The 21,327-nt window shown below is 51.0% G+C and carries 21 protein-coding genes; all 21 read right to left on the bottom strand.

Annotated features, from left to right (window positions below; translation table 11 throughout):
• Positions 1–21 precede the first annotated feature (21 nt).
• The 21 genes from AC3RCL_RS18415 to rnz all read right to left on the bottom strand — a co-directional run bounded on the left by AC3RCL_RS18415 (position 22) and on the right by rnz (position 21,262).
• A complete protein-coding gene (locus AC3RCL_RS18415) occupies positions 22–1,098 on the bottom strand; it encodes a ThiF family adenylyltransferase (protein WP_492536406.1) in 1,077 nt (358 codons plus the stop codon).
• 183 nt (positions 1,099–1,281) lie between these two features.
• A complete protein-coding gene (locus tag AC3RCL_RS18420; RefSeq protein ID WP_492531226.1) occupies positions 1,282–2,091 on the bottom strand; it encodes an aminoglycoside phosphotransferase family protein in 810 nt (269 codons plus the stop codon).
• A gap of 313 nt (positions 2,092–2,404) precedes the next feature.
• Positions 2,405–3,958 (bottom strand): ABC-F family ATP-binding cassette domain-containing protein, encoded by a 1,554-nt coding sequence (locus AC3RCL_RS18425; RefSeq protein ID WP_492531228.1) that lies wholly within the window; start codon positions 3,956–3,958, stop codon positions 2,405–2,407.
• A gap of 122 nt (positions 3,959–4,080) precedes the next feature.
• Positions 4,081–5,070 carry a hypothetical protein gene (locus AC3RCL_RS18430; protein WP_492531230.1) on the bottom strand — a complete coding sequence of 330 codons (990 nt, stop codon included), beginning with the start codon at positions 5,068–5,070 and terminating at the stop codon, positions 4,081–4,083.
• Positions 5,057–5,611 (bottom strand): hypothetical protein, encoded by a 555-nt coding sequence (locus AC3RCL_RS18435; RefSeq protein ID WP_492531232.1) that lies wholly within the window; start codon positions 5,609–5,611, stop codon positions 5,057–5,059. Before AC3RCL_RS18435 ends, AC3RCL_RS18430 begins: the two co-directional genes overlap by 14 nt.
• A gap of 5 nt (positions 5,612–5,616) precedes the next feature.
• Entirely contained in the window at positions 5,617–6,012 is a 396-nt protein-coding gene (locus AC3RCL_RS18440; protein WP_492531234.1) for a hypothetical protein, read from the bottom strand.
• Positions 6,013–6,036: 24 nt separating this feature from the next.
• On the bottom strand, positions 6,037–6,495 hold the full coding sequence (locus AC3RCL_RS18445) for a hypothetical protein (protein ID WP_009596009.1): 459 nt from the start codon (positions 6,493–6,495) through the stop codon (positions 6,037–6,039).
• 83 nt (positions 6,496–6,578) lie between these two features.
• On the bottom strand, positions 6,579–8,651 hold the full coding sequence (locus AC3RCL_RS18450; RefSeq protein ID WP_492531236.1) for a hypothetical protein: 2,073 nt from the start codon (positions 8,649–8,651) through the stop codon (positions 6,579–6,581).
• Positions 8,641–10,554, bottom strand: coding sequence for a pilus assembly protein CpaF (locus AC3RCL_RS18455; protein ID WP_492531238.1), 1,914 nt, complete (start codon positions 10,552–10,554; stop codon positions 8,641–8,643). The genes AC3RCL_RS18450 and AC3RCL_RS18455 overlap by 11 nt, the downstream gene beginning before the upstream one ends.
• The gene (locus AC3RCL_RS18460; RefSeq protein WP_096773388.1) at positions 10,541–11,410 is read right to left on the bottom strand and encodes a CpaE/TadZ family protein; all 870 of its coding nucleotides are present in this window, start codon (positions 11,408–11,410) and stop codon (positions 10,541–10,543) included. Before AC3RCL_RS18460 ends, AC3RCL_RS18455 begins: the two co-directional genes overlap by 14 nt.
• Positions 11,407–12,114 (bottom strand): hypothetical protein, encoded by a 708-nt coding sequence (locus tag AC3RCL_RS18465; RefSeq protein ID WP_015734685.1) that lies wholly within the window; start codon positions 12,112–12,114, stop codon positions 11,407–11,409. Before AC3RCL_RS18465 ends, AC3RCL_RS18460 begins: the two co-directional genes overlap by 4 nt.
• A 54-nt stretch (positions 12,115–12,168) precedes the next feature.
• Complete coding sequence (locus AC3RCL_RS18470; protein ID WP_492531241.1) at positions 12,169–13,272, bottom strand: SAF domain-containing protein; 1,104 nt, start codon at positions 13,270–13,272, stop codon at positions 12,169–12,171.
• Between the two features lie 28 nt (positions 13,273–13,300).
• Entirely contained in the window at positions 13,301–14,767 is a 1,467-nt protein-coding gene (locus AC3RCL_RS18475) for a serine/threonine protein kinase (RefSeq protein ID WP_492531243.1), read from the bottom strand.
• A gap of 159 nt (positions 14,768–14,926) precedes the next feature.
• Entirely contained in the window at positions 14,927–16,003 is a 1,077-nt protein-coding gene (locus tag AC3RCL_RS18480; RefSeq protein ID WP_213577898.1) for an SAM-dependent methyltransferase, read from the bottom strand.
• 5 nt (positions 16,004–16,008) lie between these two features.
• On the bottom strand, positions 16,009–16,782 hold the full coding sequence (locus tag AC3RCL_RS18485; RefSeq protein WP_433939348.1) for an ABC transporter ATP-binding protein: 774 nt from the start codon (positions 16,780–16,782) through the stop codon (positions 16,009–16,011).
• On the bottom strand, positions 16,779–17,069 hold the full coding sequence (locus AC3RCL_RS18490; RefSeq protein ID WP_492531246.1) for a thioredoxin family protein: 291 nt from the start codon (positions 17,067–17,069) through the stop codon (positions 16,779–16,781). The genes AC3RCL_RS18485 and AC3RCL_RS18490 overlap by 4 nt, the downstream gene beginning before the upstream one ends.
• Positions 17,070–17,122: 53 nt before the next feature.
• A complete protein-coding gene (locus tag AC3RCL_RS18495) occupies positions 17,123–17,461 on the bottom strand; it encodes a cyclic-phosphate processing receiver domain-containing protein (RefSeq protein ID WP_096773382.1) in 339 nt (112 codons plus the stop codon).
• A gap of 15 nt (positions 17,462–17,476) precedes the next feature.
• Positions 17,477–18,325 (bottom strand): deoxyribonuclease IV, encoded by an 849-nt coding sequence (locus tag AC3RCL_RS18500; protein WP_096773381.1) that lies wholly within the window; start codon positions 18,323–18,325, stop codon positions 17,477–17,479.
• Entirely contained in the window at positions 18,315–19,133 is an 819-nt protein-coding gene (gene mutM / locus AC3RCL_RS18505; protein ID WP_492531249.1) for a DNA-formamidopyrimidine glycosylase, read from the bottom strand. Before mutM ends, AC3RCL_RS18500 begins: the two co-directional genes overlap by 11 nt.
• A 54-nt stretch (positions 19,134–19,187) precedes the next feature.
• Positions 19,188–19,976, bottom strand: a complete 789-nt coding sequence (locus AC3RCL_RS18510) for a TIGR01457 family HAD-type hydrolase (protein WP_492531251.1) — start codon at positions 19,974–19,976, stop codon at positions 19,188–19,190.
• 359 nt (positions 19,977–20,335) lie between these two features.
• On the bottom strand, positions 20,336–21,262 hold the full coding sequence (gene rnz, locus AC3RCL_RS18515; protein WP_096773378.1) for a ribonuclease Z: 927 nt from the start codon (positions 21,260–21,262) through the stop codon (positions 20,336–20,338).
• Between the last annotated feature and the right edge of the window lie 65 nt (positions 21,263–21,327).

Genomic DNA, 21,327 nt, shown 5'->3' on the forward strand with positions numbered 1-21,327 from the left:
GTTAGCTTTGCTCCTTCTTATTTAACCGCCAACGTATTGATTATATAGCGATCTAGCCTTGGCGATATCCGATGTGCCATGCACCAGGGTTCTGCCGTCTTGAAATATAACCAAACGGTGCGGACTTGCCTGAAAAATGATCATATATGGGGTAACGGTAGCTTTTCCTTGAGGCAGGCTGTTCAATCGATCCGCCATCTCCTCCAGTTGAAGCTGCTTGGGTCTGCCCGGCCGGATCTGCACGGTGTCCCTGCCGCACAGCACTTCGCTTTTATCGGCATGCTCAGCCGACAGATAAGGGTATGTCGGTTCCTCGCCGCATGTGGAGCAGTCCGATTTTTTTGCACGGTCTACTCCAAATTCCAACTGTTCGTTACGCCATAAATCAAAAGACAGCATCTTTTTCCTCAAGGCTTGGCGGTTTCCGGATAACAGCTTCAGCGCTTCCATCGTTTGATGGGCAGCGACCATCTGTACCGCTTGGGGGAGAATGCCGTTAATGTCGCAAGTGTCGCCGCCTAAAGGAATCATTCCAAGCAAACAGTTCAAACATGGGGTTTCTCCCGGTAAAAACGTTAAACTCATCCCGGAGCTTCCGACACATCCCCCGTAAATCCACGGAATTCCATGCTTGAAACCGATGTCGTTCAAGATCAGCCGGGTTCCAAAATTATCGGTAGCGTCCATCATCAAGTCAACGCCTTGGCACAGCACCGACAATTCGTGGGCTCGTACATCCATAACGACACCTTCCACGCTGACGTCCGAGTTGATCTCGGATAACCGCTTGGCAGCAGCTACGGCCTTTGGCAGCCGGTTGATGGCATCCTGCTCGGTAAACAGCTGCTGACGCTGCAAATTGCTCCATTCCACGTAATCCCGGTCCACGATGGTCACGTGTCCGACGCCTGCGCGAACCAAGGTCTCCGACACGGCGCTTCCCAGCGCCCCTGCGCCGAGAACGAGCACGCGGCTGTTCCAGAGGCGAAGCTGTCCTTCCTTTCCCAATGGCGTGAACCGCTCTTGCCTGGAATACCGATCCTCTCTTTCCGCTTTAGCAGCCTCCTTGCCCTCCGAGGACTCCAAAGCAGTGTTCATTTGGTGTCCCTTGAGGATTGCCTTCCCCCTGTTATCGTGTAGTCCAGACATGTATGTTTCCTCCCGATCCATTTCTCCGAACATGCTAATGAAGTTTGACTTTCATAAAATCTGACTAAAAGTTATTCATGATCAAAAATACCCATCCCGCTAAACAGGATGGGCGGTTTAACGAATTTCGCCTTAATACAATCGGGTATTCAGCGCCTTCTCAAGGATACTACGATGACGCAGTATCCAGGCAGCGCTCCGAGCTCTCCAGGCGATCCCCCATAACAGACCTTCCGTTTCCGGCGATACCTGCTGCTCAATGGCTTCTTCAGCCGTTTCCCGCACAACCACCTCTACGATCATATCCAACAAGTCCGTTCGAAGAGAAGGTTCGACGCCATAAGCGTCAACCAATAAACGGAGCTGCCTTGCACGGGCATTAGCATCCGGCAAGCCGACTCTTTCGGCAACATCATCATCGTGCAGCTGCGGAAAGAGCCAGCATACCCTGGCTAACTCAACAAGCGGATGTACAGGTCCCGCGAATTCCCAGTCAATTAAAGCGTAAGGCATCCCATCGCGGGTAACCATATTCCAAGGCGCAATATCACCATGGCTATATACAACCCCGGCATCGCCTAGTTCACGTAGAAACCACGGTTTCCATACTCCCTGGGGACCCGGCGAGAATGTAGCGGAAGCGTCATGAAGCTGACGTAATAATCGTCCTACAGCGACGATGGCTTCATCGCTCCAAGGTCCGGGATGAACAAATTCGCCCTCTACATAACTTAACGTCTCTTGACCTTCCTCATTCCAACCCGAGCCAATAATATCGGGCAGGGACGTAAACCCTGCTTGCTTCAAATGCCTTAATAAGGAGTGTACGGACGGGGTCCATTCCCCGCAAGGTCGATACACAACCTGACCTCGTCGTACAACCGACTTCTCGGCGGAGAGAATAAGGCTCTCTCCCTGTCCTGTTGGATTTTCCGAATTCATGAACTCGTCTCCCCTTCGGAAGGGAATAACACGGTTAATGGGGCTATGGAAGTGTATTCCCTTCATATATTGATGCCCCGATGGTCAAATCCATGTCTTCCATCAACATCTCCTCCGTTCATGTCAAGTTGCTTCTAGCATATCATAAAAAAGGATTCATCCATAGCAGGACCGAGAGCCGCAGAGGATCGAGTACGCCAAAAAGGATGACCAGCAGCGTGCTTCCGGTCATCCTTAAGGAGTAACGATTAAACTCGTTTAGATTCAGGTTCATCATCCAACTTGTGCGCTGGATTGTGATCCGTCAATGGGGTCAAGCGTTCTGGTTGGACCAATCTTCGACGTTCCAGATCTTCGTTACCCAATCTTCATAAAATTCAGGTTCGTGGGAAACCAACAGGATGGTGCCTTTGTATTCCTTCAAGGCACGTTTTAGTTCCTCCTTGGCCACAACGTCAAGATGGTTTGTCGGTTCGTCAAACAGAATCCAGTTGCTCTCGCGCATCAGAAGTTTACACAGACGGACTTTTGCCTGTTCGCCACCGCTAAGCGCCTTCATCGGACGGGTAATATGCTCGTTTTTGAGTCCGCAGCGAGCAAGGGCCGCACGAACCTCGTGCTGGTTCAAATGTGAGAATTCGTTCCACACGTCATCAATCGGCGTGATATTCCCCGGACGTACTTCCTGCTCGAAATAAGCGGGCACGAGAAAGTCCCCTTGATATGTCTTGCCCGTGAAGGCCGGGATTTTCCCTAAGATGGTCTTGAGCAGCGTTGATTTACCCACGCCATTACATCCGACAATGGCAATCTTCTCTCCGCGTTCGATCATGATGCTCATTTTGGGAAGCAATGGCCGATCGTAGCCAATCTCAAAATCAATGCCCTCAAATACCGTTTTACCGCTGGCGCGGGCTTCCTTGAAGTTAAACACGGGTTTAGCCGCTTCCTCAGGACGGTCAATCCGTTCCATGCGATCCAGCTGCTTCTCCCGGCTCTTTGCTCGGCCGGACGTGGAGTAGCGGGCCTTATTCCGCTGAATGAAGTCTTCCTGTTTCTTAATGAACTCTTGCTGCTTCTCGTAGGCATCGATATGCTGATTCTTGTTGATATCGGCCATTTCCAGAAACTTCTCGTAGTTCGCTGTATAACGCGTTAATTTCGCAAATTCCAAATGATAGATGACGTCGACCACCTGGTTCATAAATTCCGTATCATGGGAAATCAAAATGAACGCATAAGGGTACTGCTTCAAATATTGAGTCAGCCATTCAATGTGCTCAACATCCAGATAGTTGGTAGGCTCGTCCAATAGAAGAACGTTAGGCTTCTCCAGCAGAAGTTTCGCCAGCAGCACCTTGGTGCGCTGCCCACCGCTTAATGTCGCCACATCGCGATCCAGGCCGATCACGGACAACCCTAGACCGTTCGCCATTTCTTCAACCTTTACGTCCAGCATGTAGAAATCCCCGATGTCCAGCTGCTCCTGAATCTCGCCCATCTGTTCGAGCAGAAGTTCCAGCTCTTCAGGAGTCGCATCACTCATCTTATTGGTGATTTCCATCATTTCTTTTTCCAGCTCCAGCAGGGGCAGAAAGGCATCCTTCAAAACATCGCGTACCGTTTTCCCCGGTGTCAGCTTGGTATGCTGATCCAAGTATCCGTAACGGATTTTCGGCGTCCACTCTACCTTGCCGCTGTCTTTAAGCAGCTGACCCGTCAAAATATTCATTAATGTTGATTTGCCTACGCCGTTTGCTCCGACAAGACCGACATGTTCGCCGGCCAGCAAACGAAAAGATACATTCTTAAATAGAGTACGATCCCCGAAATTATGCGATACGTTCTCTACGGTCAATAAACTCATGGCTATAGTAACTCCTGTCTGTATAAAATGAACTTATTTCATGTTAATTTAGCGAATTGTACACAGTCAAGAGTTTATTGTAACACATCATCGAGTCCGGCCGAAACTACGATTTTCGGGGATCACGGGACACCGGGATTATAACAGCTTTTCTCATGATAACCGGCTGCCGCTGCTTCCTTGGCATTCGGAAACACCTCCTCCACCCGATCGTTGAATGAGCAGGTATCCCGATAATAATAGGGGAGCCCCCTGTCATCCACCGCGCCGAAATAGGTCGGAGCTTTAACGAGTCGGCCGCCTCCAAGCGCGTAGTTATTGTAATATTGTTCGCCCATGGGAATGCCTTGAATGAAAGCCATCATACCGATATCATCAATCGTATTTACCCACTCTTCCTGGGAAATCAAAGGCAGCGTGAACGTATAAGAGATTCCGTTCCGCAGCGCCACTTGATTGTGGAGCTGTATGTAATAGGCTAGACGCTCTTGAACCGTATTCACGATGGTGATCCGCCGGACTTGTTCAAACACATCCTCATGATCCAACAAAGCCACGCCTGTTCTGCCAATGAGATCCTTCCGAAATCCAGAATGCCAGATAGAGGAATTGGATTCATATACCTGAACGTAAGAATCCAGCGTAAACTGAATGCTGTTGCCGCTGCCATCATTCCAGGCATAAGGAATTTTGGGAGTCCATCGATGCTCCATAAGCTCCTTGCCGTCATCGTCAACATAGGGCTGTGATACAAACAAATAATACCCGTCATAGTCCAGCACAACGATGGCAGGAATATACCACCATAAGGCAGCTTGTGCAGCCTTGTCATCTCCGATCCCCATGTTGATATACAATGTCCGGGAAAATGACTCCAGCGCTTGTTCTTTATCCGCACGCATATACTTCACGGAATCATAAGCCGACTCCTTGGACTGCGTCTCGTTATCGTTCAGTTTCATCCCGCCGTCTTGAACGGCCGTGCGCAGAGCACGCGTATATTTCATCTCGACAAACCGGACATCCTCCAGGCTCTCGGCGCGCATGCCTAGGACGAGAAACATGGGGAAGAACACGGCAGTAAACACGATGGCAAGATCAGTAATCTTCATTCAGAACCAATCCTCCGTAAGGGAATGCGATAGCTGCTGTTCCTTCTGAATTGGATCCTGTCAACGTATCGAATATCACCAATCCGGGTGTGCGATTCAAGCTGGTAACGCTAACCTGAAAGTGATCGCCGGCAGTTAGACGGTAGCGGCGGCTATCATCGCTTTTATCCAGATTCGAGTCCGGGAACAGATACCCCATCAGATCATCCTGATAATAAGCATCATATACAACGGAATAACGGTTCAAGAATGATCCGGGATCCGAAGGATCGGCATATTCCGGGTGGTATTTCTTGTGATGATGCTCCATCTCGACATTGTAAATGTTCCCTGTGGCCGCCAACTCTTGAAGGAAGTCATTATACATGGTCGGGGTAATATATCCCTTAGTGCGAACACTGTCTACGAATTTGGTAACGGATTGATAAACGATGAGTCGTGACAGGTCATCCTGTCTTCTTGCCATCTCGCCAGCGGGAACCAAATATAACAGAAGGAGCACCAGAAATGCCGCAAACCATTTCGATACCGAATTAGACATGGTTGTTACCTCGCTTTTAGAAACTGGATCCGATCTACTTCCCCATCCGCTCCCCGAATGTACTCCGCATGATACCGAGCATTTAAGTCGATGATCGAAACATCCAGCTCCTCCGGATGAATGCCTGAATGGAACACCGTTCCATCCACATCAACGGTAAAGTCGCCTGCCTCTAATTCTCGCAGCGTAAACAAGACTTCGCTTCCAACATAGGTCAGCTTCCCGTTATCGTTAGTCATCTTTACGGTTGTCACTCCGGCATGCTGTTCTTGAGTCATTCGGTCCGCGGCTGTTATCCCGCCGCCAACCATTGCCTGAATATGGAAAGCATACAAGGATGCGCCGAGAAACAACGCCACCCCCGCAGCCAATTCAAGCATGCTTATTGTTGCTTCGCGCAAGTTTATTCACCTTTCTATTCATATCTATTGATCGAATTTAATGCCCCGGATCACGTTGGAATTGTCTTTCACGATGGTCGCCCTAAACTTCCCGCTTGGGTTGACGTACTCCGGGCTTTTCTCATCCATGACAAGGTTGATGTTCCCTTGCCTGGAATCCGGATTCAGGATCGATCCGTCCGACTCCAGTACGTTGCCGTACCATTGCCCTGCTTTATTTTTACCTGTTGCAATGAAAACGCCGAACTGATCCTTGTCCTTATATTTGCGCAGTGCATTCGTAACTTGAGAACCGCTGATCGTCGTTCCGTCATACACGGTAAAGGCTGCCTGGGACAGCTCCGTCTGTATATCCGAAAAATTGTTCTGGGCGGTTTTGGTTGCCTCCTGGGCCGAAATAAACAAAATGACAACGATCGTAATCAGGGCAATGGTCAAAAATATGCCTGCTGCAACCTTTAATGCGGATGATGCGTTATTCATTGAAATCCCCCTCATTTCCCTTATTGTTTTTTTATATGAACCTAGTGATTATCGTTTCAGTAGTGCTTAGGCCTTGTATTGCTTCAAAGTCGTTGAATTTGCTCATAATACGTTTCCATTTGGGAGAAACTCATGCCGATCAGCGGAATGACAAGATACATAAAGATCAGCGCATACATCGGAGTAAAACCGATCATCCGCGCCCATGCGGCTTTCGTGTCGATCATCGCTTCATATTCCTGCTTGCGCTGCTCGAAGCTGAATATCATCTCCCCGTCGAGATCGTCGAATACGTCCTTGATCGGAACTTTATCCACCGCAAGGATCAGCTTGTCCACCAACCGTTGAAATTCGGGTAACCAGACGTCTTCCTTCAGCTCCAGTAAAGCCAACTGCGCGCCATGTTCATAGTGAAGCAGGCTTTTTTGAATGGGAACCTTGAAAATAACGGCGAACCGGTTAAGCCATTCCAATATAACTTCAACCGTGATTCGCTCCATACCGCGCAGGATCGATATGACCGTCTGAAATTGATATACTTCATGCCGCATTTCCATGTTTCGCACTTTCCGGTGAAAATACAGCAGCCACAGTGGCGCCCCATAACCTGCAATACCTGCCATGAAGGAGAGCAGCAGCTCCCACCACTTCAAATACTCGCTATCATACCGCTTCAGCTTGGTCATGATTCGATCGGCTGCAATCTCAATTTGTTCCTTGGTCAAACCAACAGAATCTGTATCTCTTACGGCCTGTTGGATCTGATCATGCGCTGCTTTCGTTGACATTTGCAGCTGCTCCATGATTACCCGATCCCGCCGGGCAGTCTCCTCTGCCTGCAAGCGCTCATCATCATTCATCTGTCCGAACAGAGAATGATTTAATGGAACGGGGACATACAACAAATGATGCCTAGACTGTACATGCAGTCCAACGGCCAGCGACAGCGCTAAAAAGAAACCGAGGAAAAAAAACGTCACCCTTCTGATATACAGCCACTCGAATTTGATTTTCGCATTGCTCTCCTTCAGCAGCCGAACCCGGCTGTCATATTTCATCGTGCCTGGGGTCGGAGTCATGATCCCCGCAAGCCAGCGAATAGTTGGAATTCGGTACATTCTTTCTTCCCACGACACCTTGCGTGCCACCGCACGGTAGTCGGTTTCCCGATTTTGCTGGAGCTTCTGGAGCAGGATGTAAGAAATCAGGATAATGACGTAAATGGATATCTTGGTCACAAATCCGAGCTTGCTCATGTAAAACTCATCCATCGACGGAAAACTGCTTCTCGCCCACCGTTCGATCGGTTTCGTAAAAAAAACCGGGGCCAGCGCAATTGCATTCAAGCCCTTCATCAAGTAATCAAGCTTATCTCTTCGCAATATTTCCAATTGGATTTCCTTGGTCAAACCGCTGAGCCCAAGGAGATAAATAGAGCCTTGTTTTCTCGCATGATCGCCAAACTCCATTACCAGATGGGAAATGCCCGCAAACGCCTTTAAATACCGGTTAGGCGCTACCTCATAATATCGCTCCAGCTCATCATTAGGATCTTGGGATACGAGGGCATTATAGATCCGATGGGCATGTATGGAGATTTCATGTCCCGAAGTCTCTGCCCCTTCATACAAAGCCTCCTCGACCATTCCATGCTGCTGATAATGATGACGGACGAGGGAGAACAATTCAACCGATTGAACAAGCAGCTTCCGCTCCAGCCGGTTAATGAACATCTCAACAAGCATATTGTTAATAACCACGGCGGCAAGGATGACTATCACGATAAACCCCAGGTCCGGATGACTCCATATCAGCAATAAGGCCGTTAACCCGATAATCCCTGTAATCGCGCAGGCAAGCTTCACCGTCTCATACCGAAGCGAAATTTCATCGTAAGGATGGATGATCGCGATTCTCTGTCTGATCCGTTTGATATACGATTGGACGAGCGGGAGTTTCACTCCATACATATAAGCCAATTGGAACCATTGACGGTATATACCGCGAAACGACTTTGCTTCACCCGCATCGAACCTTCCGGCATAATTTCCACGGTTTCCTCGTCTTCTGGACATCAACGACACCAAACCGAACGTAATCGAGAACAGCGTCAGGGATGTAATGAATATCAGGATTAACACGTCTTTAGAGGCCACGTTGTTCCCCCCAGCCCGAGTCCAGAAATATTCTGAATTCCTCCGCATCCTCCGGATGCATCTGCTCGGTCATTTCGCGAATGCTGATTTCGGATAGTTTGGCGCAAGCAATATATGCACCGTCCCGGTATTCAATCACATTGCGGGACACATAGCAGCGGTCCTCGTTCAGTCTCCGCATATGCTCTGAGCTTAAATGAAAATACTCCTCCATGCTGCTCTTCCAATTGTTTTCCGTAGAAGCTTCGAATTGCGGCAGAGCCCCCTTATCCACCGGAATGCACTCTGTAATTCGCTCTATGTAACGGTTACCGAAAGCGTCTCTTCTCATATGAATGTCAAAGTTGATCACGCTGACCACCTGCTGCTCGGCAATGTGCTCTTGCCTGAACGCGCCGCTCTTGAGCAGGGAGTTGCGCAGGGATTGAACCAAATCCCCGAATGTCTTGGCATGATGGGTAAACACGGTAAACAGACTTGCCACTTGAGACATCTGTATCATCCATGACGCAACCTCGTCGCTAGCAACCTCACCAAGGATATTGACCGTACCGTCGGTTTTCTTCTGCAGATCCAGCCCTGCCTGTCCGCTGATATGCTCCGTTTCCCTGAAGCTGAGAATGTTCCTGCGGCTGTAGATTTTCCTTAAGTGAAGCTCGAAGGCCATCTCCTGAACCCGGAGGGTATAGGAGGCATAGATATGGCCAACCATTGCCATCAGCAGCGTAGTTTTTCCTGATCCTTGAGCACCGGTAATCGCCGTAATCCGGCTGCCTCTCATCAAATATTTCAATAAACCGATCACCAGCTCGGAGCCGCTCCCCGTAATCAATTGATCAAGCGTAGCCTTGGGCAAATCGAACTTGCGTACAAAAAATGCCCAGGATTCGGCAAACGGTGGCCTTACCACAACAACCCTGGAGCCATCCTTCATCTCATTCACTTTGTAACCGCTGGCTTCCGACAGCTGTCCCGGATGATTATATTTGTATATGTTTTGACATACCCGCTTAAGCTCCAGCATCGAACCAAACGATAAAAAAGCAAGATGAAGCGAAACACCCCGGTAAAAAATCCAGACGCTCTCACAGCCTGATGCAGGCAATTCGGCATTCGAAAGACCTAGCCCCAAAAAATCATCCGGTCCGTAAAAAGAAGTACCCTGTCCGCTATCGCGGTCGACGGGAACGCCGCTGACTCCCCCACTGATCCCGTCAATCCGCTGATCCCTGATTTCATCCACGACGGAAAATCCTTTGTACTGCTGATAAATGCGCTGAACGACGATATCCAGCTTCTCCTGAAACAGAAGCGTACGCTGCTCTGACTCATAAATATAAGCAATGTCTTCCGCGGTAACCGCATAAACGCTGCCCTCCCCGTAACCGGGAATGACGCGAGGCTGCGCAAGATCGTATGTCTCCAGAAGTACGGATAAAGCATCCTCCCCGTGCCGCTGCTGGTACAAGTACAAGAGAATCTCGAATTGATCCTGGGCCGTTAATTCGGTTAGGCTTTCAAACGGAATGGCTGCATCAATGTTGGACTCGTTCAATCCCAGATCCTTGACAAGCAGCTGCTTTAAAAAATCCTTAACATACGCCTTGTCCATCGCATCACCGGATACGCAGCCCTTGAGCGCGCTTCGCAATTCGCTCCGCTTGTTCAGCCTGCGGCGATACGCTTCTTCGTGCAGCCCTAAATCAGACAATTGGCTGTGCGTCAGCTGATGCAGGCTTTCCTTAACAAATGCCGTCATGGCTTCGATCGAATAGGGATCCGAGCCCCGCGTTATAGCAGCCGCCGGTTTGCGGGTATCCATATAACGCAGATAGACAAACAACACGACTAACAAAACCAGGATGATGATCCACATCGTGTTCAAGGCGTTACCCAAAAGCATGCAGGCCCCCCGCTTTCGAACGGCCGGACGGAAGTCCGAGCTGTTCAGCCGACGCATCAGCCAGGTGACGGACGGCATTATACAGTGAATTCAAACCTTTCAGGTCCGCGCCCCCACGGTTGCGCTGCATGTAGGGAATAATCGAACTCATATTCCATGCATCCGTCATGCGGGAGCAATACGGAACGCCAACCGCCATCGTTTTGATTCCAAAGCGGCGCTTCATATTTTGCAGTGTGCAGCTGCTCTCCCGATCATATTTGCCGATCATGTACAAGCAGTCTTTTTCCTTCAGCTCCGGAGGAAGTCTTTCCTTCTCAAGCTCTCTCTTCAGGACATGCAAATTCTGATTCAATCCAACGATGATCAAGTCTGCCGCTTGAAGTATTGCACGATCCGCAGCTCGGGGAACACCATTTCCGGCATCCGCTACGGTAACGTCATAACTTCGTTTGGAGGACGCCAAGACCTTGAACATTAGTTCAGTCCGATTCACACCTTCCGCATGTCTAGCAGAACTGAAATCATTGGCCGACGTCGGCTTCGGTCCGCACAAAAGATCTAGCCGATCAGACAGCAGCGGCAGGGCATAATTGCGGACATTATCCGGATTCAGCCTCCCGCTTGCATTGAGCCGTTCGAGGGCATCCAATCCGGTATCCTGAAACGCCGCCATATAATCGAACGCTTCCTCCTTCAGCGCAAAGGCCTGTTCCACTCGTTCTCCTGCTTGTCCACCATGGGCAAGCAGCACTTTGACCTGGTATTCAAACGCCAATACGATCGGTAAACATGCGGCCAACAGCGTGCTGCCGCTCCCGCTTTTTAATGGGCTCCATACAGCAATCAGACTCATGCATGCCTCCTTCCCGCTTGCCTAAACGCCCGGCGGATATGCCGCTGCTCCATCTCCGTCAGGATCCGAATCAGTTCGGTAAGCGACCGCTTATACTGTCGTGACAATGGCTTGATGCCCAGTCTGCCTGCATGTTCGTTTTTTATTTTCAGCGCAAAAAACAACTCATCCCAAGGCATCTTCACAGGGGGGCCCAGCCATTGAATCCGGCTATCCTCCATAAAGCCTTCAATATAGGACCCGTCCGCCAGGTCTTCGATAACCTGTACGTATACGCGATGGAAAGGCGGCAGCGGGTCATCTGTTCTTGCGGCTCTTAGTTCATCCAGCAAGGCCGCGCTCTTTCGCAATCCCGTTACTTCGAATCCGCTGACCCAAACATGGGCATCCGCCGTATCCCACTGATCCTTGTCCATAAATTGCGGCTTCTCCACGTCCATCACAATATAGTCATATTTCTTCTCATTCATTTCTTCCAGATAATCCATCAGTGACGTATAACTCCCAAATCCTGTTGCCACATCGAAACCGGCAAACTCCATGACCGGCAGCTGTGGATGCATTACGCTAATGCAATGTCTGTACTTCGCATCTATCGCGCCATCGACGAGCAGCACCCTGCTGTCTCCATTGGCTAGTATTTTGCACATGTACAGGAGCATATCGCTCTTGTCGCAGATGCCCGAAAATATCCACCTCTTCACTTTGGTTACACTCCTTCGCTTACCAACTGTTCTCAGGGGCTCACTTTGTCATTCCTACGGGCTCGAGAATATGAAATCAGCCTCTGGCCGTGTCTTATCACTGCCGTCCTGGGCATCTGTCCTCCCGGTTGACCCCAAAATCTGCTCGGCCTCCGAAGCCTTCTCTTCCCGAAGCGTAACCTCCGTATTCACGTCATCGTTCGGGAGAATGCCATCGTAACTCGTTCCGGTAGCGGATTTTGCAGGGGGATTTATATTGGATGCCGGGCTCCAAGAATCCGGACTCCTGGCTCCGCCAGCATAGGCGGAATTAGGAGGCATGTCGGACACTTGCGCTTGCTGACTCGGCTGGAGTTTGCTTAAATCGTCTTCCAGCGTGTTTCGGAGCGTAAGCTCCAATTGCTTCTCGGCTTTCTTCACGATGTTCGGGTTGCTTGCAATCAGCTTCGTCACCTCCGCGTTCGGCGGATAGTTCGGAATCGCTCTCTCTTGCAGCTCGGGTTCTACATAGGTAAGCGCATAGAGCGTAGCATCATGCAGATAAGCGTCAACCAATGCGCTGGAGAGCAATAAGATTTCCTGCTCGCTTAACGTTGTCCAAAATGCCGGATTTTGGAGCCTGTCGATCTTCTTTTTGGATAAAACGATGTAATCCTGTCCGGTTGGGAACTGGACTCTAACATCAATGACATCCCCCTTTTGCAAGTCGCTTGGCAGATATACGGATTTCATCTCCCGGTGACGGAGATCGGGCCGCGTCGGCTCCTCTTCAAAGAGCATCGCGCCGGTAATCGGCATTCCCTGAAGCAGCTCAATCTTGGCGCCCTTCCCGGCAATCTCTTCCCTGCCCGAGAAGAGATTGCCGGACGAGCCGTCATACGGCAAACGCACTTCCTTGATGTCCTCGGCTTCTATGAATTGACCCGGCGGAATATCTCTTACCGGGACCCATGCCGCCTGAATCGAATTGAGCTGCTGCAGCTGGGTCTCTTCAAGCTCCGCGATTCGCTGCTCGTATTGGGTGCGCTCCACGTGCCGCTCCTCTTTAGAGCCGTGCACATAATACAACATGGCGCCGGCACATACAGCCCCAGTTACGGCTGCGCCGGCAAGTCCGGCAAATATCAGTTTGCGGCTTCGCCTCCTGATAATCGGCATGGCTTCATCTCCTTCAGTTCAAATGCGGTCAATTCTTAAGAAACCTGAATCTTCGCTTCCGTTCAGCCTGCGGCAAGTAGTCCTGGAAGAGCCGGGCGAATGCCTGCCGACTGCTGTCAGGTATTTCGAAAGGGTCCAATTGCAGGGGCAAGGCATAAACCTTATTCGTGCCTAGCGTTTTCCTCATCTCCTGAATCGTTTCTTCTCCGGCAAGGGGCAGGGCATAGATCCGGCCCGGCTGCGGGTGCCTGGACAGCATTCGGGCCAGCGTTGCCACATCATGCCGCCTCCACTCCGCTCCCGAACCGATAACAATCGGCAGATCGGCCCGCAGGAATTCCTCCAGCCTTTCGCTGTCCCTGTACGCCCCCAAATCCAATACAACCGCATCGTAACTGCCCCCGAGCAGCGAAATCACTTCACTCCTCGCTGTTTGTCGCCAAAAGTGGATCCCGTTAATCTCGAATTTGCGGATAGAGCCGAGCCTTCCGCCCTCCGCTATTTCCTGTATGCGGCTGAACGAGGTGGATTTGGCGCTCATTTCAATGACGGCTACCTTTCCGTACCTTGAAGCAAGGAAATGTCCGAAGGCGATGCAGCTATGCGTTGTTCCTACGCCGGACGATGCACCTAGTACGGCCGCAACAAGCGTCCCGGGCACCGTGCTGGTTTGAACCGAAGATAGATTCGCGGAAATCGAATGCTGCCGCTTCAGCGCGGACCGAACTTCAGCTGCCGATTGATATCGATGCTCCGGAGCATATTGAAGCAGCTTTCGGATAACCGGCACTAACTCTCTTGGCAAATCGCCGCGAATATGGCGCTCCACTCCCGTGATCCATTCGCTGAATTTGCCGCCGGTCGAGAGATAAAGCAGAAGCGCCCCCAATCCGTACAAATCCGATCTGGCATCGCTTTGCCTGCCACCGTATTGCTCCGGTGCCGCAAATCCGACCGTGCCGAGCTTGACCGTATCCTCGCCGCTCTCATGCTTGTAGCTTCTCGCGATTCCGAAATCGATGAGTCGGACTTCCAGCTGATCGGTCAGCATGATGTTCGAAGGCTTTAAATCTCTGAATATGACTTGGGGCTCGTGAAGGTGAAGATACTCCAGGACGTCCAGCAGCTGCTCCGTCAGCTCCATGATGAAGTCCGGATTCACGTTTCCACGGTAACCCCGGAAATATTTTTCCAACGTCATGCCTTGAATGTAATCCATAACCAAATAGGTATAGCCGTTGTCCTCATCACGAAAAAAATCGACGATGCGCGGCAGACGCGGATGGCTCAGTTTAATCAGAAGCTGTGCCTCATCCTGAACGGTGCGCTGCATACCCGGTTCAGACAAAGTCTCCTTCACCGCCCATTGCTTCCCGGGCAGCTTCAGATCTTCGGCCAGATATACACAGCTCATGCCCCCTTCGCCGATGACGCGGTCAATGACGTAACGCTCACCCAATACATCCCCATGCACCAATTTGCAAGGCTGATTCATCTCAATGCCCTCTCCTCTGACTTACAAGCACAACAAAAAAGGAAAGCACTCCGCCGTATCACTGAAACGTGATCATAGCGGGATGCTTTCCCTTTAAGTTGCCGTTGGTTAATTTTGGAATCATTATAGAACAAAATACTTGAACTTGTAAAGGCTTTTTTAATACTTAATCATATAAAGCGTAATCTCGTCCCGATTATGGAACAACTGCTTCGCTCCCTGAATCTGCATTCTGGACGCTTCAAATACCGACATGATCTCCTTCACCAATGCCATTGGCTTCTTGGTCAGCAGCTTGACCGTGACGACGGCCGTGCCGCCCGTTTCAAGGCTGTGCAGCAGCCCGGTCACCATTCGGGCCATCAGTTTGGGACTCCAGCTCATATCGCATACCAGCAGATCAAATTCATGCTCTCTAAACGTTACGTCTGCAGCATTCTTGTGGATGACACGCAGGTTTTTATGCCCTTCCAGGGATGGGTGCATTTTCGCCGGATCCACCGCCGTAACCTGCAAGCCGCGTTCCAATAAAAAGGATGTCCAGCCTCCCGGCGCTGCTCCGATATCGACAGCCTTGCGGAACGTCTCGAAGGGTATTCCAAACTGCTTCTCGGCTTCAAGCAGCTTAAATTTGGCTCTTGAGATTTGACCCTCTTCCCGCTGAAAACGGACCGCGCCTCCGTTCCAATCCGACAGGTTGTCCTCCGGACGCGACACACCGGCATACCAGACATTGTCAGCAGCGAATAGTGAAATGATCCATTCGGGTGCCTGGACCGTGTATTCCAGCTCAAGCGGTGCCAAGCGAAGCTGCAAATCGTCCCGAAGGGCTGCAGGGCTCTCCGTCCATGAACTGTTCTCCGTCTTGCGGATTTGGATGGATGCGCGGCTTTGGCTAATCTCCTCCCGTCTCAGCACATGATCTGCTGTCAATTGCAGCGCTGCGTCTACGGATTCGGCAGCGATTTCCCATTGTACCGGAAAGAGATGCCGCAGGAAAATAGGCGGCTTTGACGTAATCAGCCGCTTAGCCTCAGCTTCGGAGCTGCCGAGTGTCATCAAAAACACCTCGCCTGGTATCATCATGGTGCTTTTTAGGCTGCCAAACATCCGGCGCAGCTCTTCCTGGGCATACGGAGCGAAACCATGATTTGCCGTGCATACCCATTTACTGTGAAAATCCCGATGGTTCTGATTCTGTACCTCATGTTCCTGTATTACATTTAATTCGTCCAAACGGATTAACCTCCAGAAATAACTTTGATCCAGGGACGTCCGCCATCCCATTCCAGCTGAGCGTCGATATCATAAGTTTGTTTGATAAGTTCATGGTTCAATACTTCTTCTTTGCGTCCCGCGGCCGTCAACCGCCCGTCTTTAATAAGCGCCACATGAGTAAATAGAGGGACAATCTCCTCGACATGATGCGTGACGTACACGACCGTAATATTACGCTGCCTCAGCCTGTCAATCTCATGCAGCATCTTCTCCCGTTCATACAAATCCAAACCGGCACACGGTTCATCCATAATCAGAATCTTCGGATTGGACATGAGGGAGCGTGCCAGCATCACTTTTTTCCGTTCCCCTTGGGACAAGGTCCCGAGAGGCAGCTCCGCCAAGCGGCCGAAATCCATTTCGTTCAGCAGGCTGTAGGCTAAACTTCTGGCCTCTTCCGGAATGTCCTGATAAAAGCGTAAAAAGGCATACGCCCCTGTTGCGACAACCTCCCACACCGGGTCGCTCAGCGTTAATTTCTCCAGCAGCGATTGGCTGATATAACCGATGGATTTACGAACCTCCCGAACGTCACATTGGCCGTATACTTGGCCCAGCACTTCTACGCGTCCACTGGAAGGGAACATATATCCCGTCATCATTTCCAGCAGCGTCGTTTTGCCGGATCCGTTCCTGCCCAGGATCACCCAATTTTCACCCGGCTTCATTTCAATGCTGACATCATTCAAAATGTGGCGGTTCCCCCGAATGAGCGACAGGTGCTGCAAAGAAATCATGGCTTCACGCTCCTAATAAAACTGACGATATCCTGTACGGAGCCCATCCGATAAAGCACTTCCGGGTCTGCTCCAGGGCTTGATTGGATCGCGAGCAGTGCCGGGACGCTTCGAATTTGATACCGTTCCACGATGCCCGGAAGGAAATTCACGTCCGCTGCCAGCAGCTGTACATCGGGCACCACAAACTCCGCGACATCCAGCATCTTACGCGCTGCCGCGCAAGTACCGCATAATGGCGTATGCAAAAAAACGATGACAGGATCCGCCTTCGCGTCACGCTTCATCAGACGCTCCTGCCATTCTAGCCTCTCCAACAGTTCGCGCTGCGTAACCTCAATCATCTTGAACCTTGGGCAACTTCCCGCAGCACGGAATCGGGCATCGGTCCATTGTGGACCTTGACGCTTTTTGGCATGTGCTCATACAGCAGCTCATACATTTTTCTTCTGCCCGACGGGCTTGAGGTGTGCAAATATATTTCATTAGCCTGTAGATTCTCGGCAATCATGGCCGCAACGACGTCTCCGCCGTTCATCTGGCCATGCCCGAGTTCGAAATCAAGCGACAGAACGTCCACTTCGCATTCACGGAGCATCAGCAAACATTCTTCCCCGTTTCGAGCCAGCGCGAATCCTTTCGGATTGGGGCGCCAGTCGTCTAAATAAAGATGAATCATCCTACCCTCTCCCTATCAGGACCAGGACAGCACCTTGGCGATGTCTTCCCGATGCGTGCCGTCAGCTCCTTTTTCACTTTCCAAGACAAATGCCTTACCCGCAAGTTCCGGTGCCAGAACCAGGCGCTTCAATGCTTCTGTTCCTATCATGCCTTGCCCGATGCGGGCATGGCGATCTTTTCTTGAGCCGGCTCCATATTTCGAATCGTTTAAATGAACGGCTACCGCCGATTCCCAATAGGCTAGCTCCTTGCCTCTGGCAAGGAGCTCATCCGTATTCGATAAGTCCCAGCCTCCGGCGGCAAACAAGTGGCAGGTATCCAGGCAAAAGCCTATTTTTTCCGGATAATCGGCAAGCTGTCTAACCTTAACGCACTCTTCAAGCGTCATTCCCATAGCTCCATGGTCTCCCGCCTGATTTTCGATCAGCAGCTTGGCCCTGCCCGCCCAGGAAGCCAGCACATCATTCATGCAGCGAATAATGTTCTGGTACCCTTCAAGCACGTTCTGGCTCTTGAGATGCCCAAAATGTACAACGATGCCCAGCGATCCGCAAGCCTCGGCAATCATAAGATCATTCTTAAGGGAATCCACGGTCAACCGATAAAATTCTTCTCCCCGGGTCAAACCAACCGCCATATTCGTTGGATAAGGCGTGTGCGCGATCGAGACGAGACCCTGCTCCTGACAAAACTTCGCGCAAGCCGCAGCATTGCGGACATCCGGCGTCTTCAAGTGAAGGCTGCGCGGATTTTTCGGAAAATACTGATACGCCAGTGAACCGATCCCGGCTGCATGCTGGGCTGCCGCGAGAAATCCGCCCCGTGTGCTGACATGGCTTCCAATCCGGACTTTAGACTTCATGCTGGCAATTCGGGCAAAAGAAAACTTTGCGCGAGGCGTGCTCCGCCTTCACGATCGGCGTACCGCAGCGAACGCAGGGCTCTCCTTCACGATCGTACACTTTGCATTCGTCGTTATAAGCACCTGTCAGCACATCCCCTTCCTGAAAGGGCATTTCCATGTATCCTCCGCCGTCCGTCGCCTCGTGCATCACTTTGACGGTGCTGTCGTACAGCTGCTCTAGCGACTCCTCCGGCAAATCCTGAATTTTGGATAGCGGGTGGATTCGGGCATCAAAAGCGATCTCGTCCGCATAACAGTTGCCGATGCCGGCGACGACTTGTTGATTGACCAGCGTCGTTTTTAAGGCGCCCCGCCGTTTTCCAATCAGTTCGACGAAACGCGCTTTGGTCATTCGCCGATCCAGAAGCTCAGGACCAAGGTCTTTTAGGGCGTTCTCGGTTTCCCTCGCTGTTAGAAAATGCAGATACCCCAGGCGAAGGCCGATAAAATACAGCACCTGGTCACCGAACGTGATCTCGACCTGGGTCGAACGGGAAGGGCGCTCCTCATCCCTGCCTCCCAGATACAAAATGCCCCCCAGCATCAGGTGCAGCAGGAGTCTGCCTCCGTTATGCAAATGGAATATGAGGTGTTTGCCTCTCCGCTCCACAAAAATGACCTTGCTTCCCTTCAGGGCCGAAGTAAACTCGTCAATCGTCACATTCAAGGATTTTTCGCGGTTCACGACCACATCGGTGATCGGCACATTCAGAATGCTCTGAGATAACAATCTTCGGTAATTCTCCATTTCCGGCAGTTCCGGCATGATTCATCTTCCCTTTCGTCAACACACAAGTTTATGTATAATACTTTTTGCTTATCATGAACACAGCAGGCTGATCACTTCGTTCAAATCCCGGCTTATATAGTCTGGCGTGACGCCGGCGGCTTCCAGATGCGCTTCCATATTGCGATCGGTCGTGATTCCGGTCATGACGAGAACCGTCTTGCAGCCGGCATGCACGCCAGCGGCAATATCCGTACGGATATTATCTCCGATTACATAAGTTTCTTCCGGAGCCAAACCCAAGCGATCCGAGGCATACTTCATCAAGATCGAGGACGGCTTACCGATAACCGTCGGCTTAACTCCCGAAGCGGCCTCGATCGCAGCCCCAAGCGAGCCAGCACCAGGCATCAGGCCGGTATCGGATGGCAGCTGCAGATCCGGATTGGTCAAGATCGACACAGCTCCCTCCTGAATCCAGCGAACGGCACGGGTTAACTTCTCGTAATCAAACGAGCGGTCGATTCCTTGAATGACGTATTCAGGGGACTGCTCCACGATGGTAAGGCCCGCGGACAACAGCGCTTCGCGAAGTCCATCTTCCCCGAGCATCGCCACCTTGGCACCGGGCGACTCCTCAGCGATATATTTAGCTGCAGCGAGGGAGGATGTGCATACTTCCTCCGGCAAGGCAGGAATCCCCATCTCCATCAGGTGAGCCGCCACCTGCTCCGGCGTGCGTGAAGAATTGTTCGTTACATACAGGAACGGAATCTGCATTTCTTTCAACCGCTCGATCAGCTGGTCAGCCCCCTCGATTCGATTCCGGCCATGGTACAGCGTTCCGTCCAGGTCAATCAGCAATCCCTTTGGTTTTTCCATGAATAAATGCACCTTCTTTATTTCTTTCCTTCACGGCATAAATGATTCATCTGATGAAAAGGTGACCATTCAAGGCCGTGTCGTAAGGGTTAATCATCATAAATATATGTATGGCTGCAGGCATTCAGCTGTCCTTTACTATAATGAACTTAGAAATACCGATAGTATTATTGTAAAGAAGCCCATTACCGGTTGCAAGGTCATGCCGATCGCTTCATTCTGACGGTCGACGCGTCGAAAGAAATCGAAGACTGTCCAAGTCTTAGCCTTTATGAACCGCTTTGTCGCATCCTGCGCTTTCCCGGAAAATAATGCCCCCGACCACCCGATATTTCCACTTAATTCACCGCTGTGCGTGCCTAGGAACGCTGGATAGGATACAACCCGAAATCCTCCGCCAATCGCGTATTCGCAAATATCTCCCGCGCTTCGTTTAGCAGCGGCTGTAAATGATCGATATCCTTATACCGGGAGCTGAAGTGGGTCAAGAACAGCGCTTTTACCCCAGCCCGTTCAGCCGCTTCCGCCGCCTGTTTGGCGGTACTGTGATAGTATTCGTGCGCGAGCTCCGACAGATCCTCCATGAACGTGGCCTCATGGACCAGGAGATCCGCGTCCTTGGCCAAAGCCTCCACACCTGCGCATGGCCGCGTATCCCCGAGAATCGTGACCACCCTCCCTTTTTTCGGTGTCAGGAGCACATCCGAGGCATGAATCCATCGGCCGTCGCCCAGTTCCACGCTTTCCCCTCTTTTCAGCTTGCCATAGAGCGGCCCTGGCTTGAGTCCATAGTCCGCCAACCGTTTCAGGTCCAGACTGCCGGGGAGATCCTTCTCCACGACACGGTAGCCGTAACTCTCGGCCCTGTGATCCAGCTTGGCCGATTCCACGAGGAAATTATCGTCCTCAAACAAAACGCCACCGGTGTGCTCGATGACCTCCATCGTATAAGGAACGCGCGATTGGCTGATGCTCAGCGTAGTTTCAATGAAGACTTTGATGCCTGGGGGACCATATATCGTCAGGGGTGATGTTACCCCTTGGGCACCTCGGCTGGATAGCAAACCTGGCAAACCGAATACATGATCACCATGCATATGGGTAATGAATACCTTTTCAAGCTTGGACAGCTTGAGCGGGGACTTTAATATTTGATGCTGCGTGCCTTCTCCACAATCAAACAGCCACAGACTTCTTCGTTCTTCCAGCATTCGCAGTGCAATCGAGGTCACGTTACGCTGCAGCGTCGGAACCCCCGCATTTGTTCCTAGAAAATAGAGTTCCATCCCTCTTCTCCCCTTTCGGTTGTAAACCGGAGAAATCCCCCGAAACATTCGGAGGATTTCAAACC

The organism is Paenibacillus sp. MT86, from assembly GCF_058792535.1.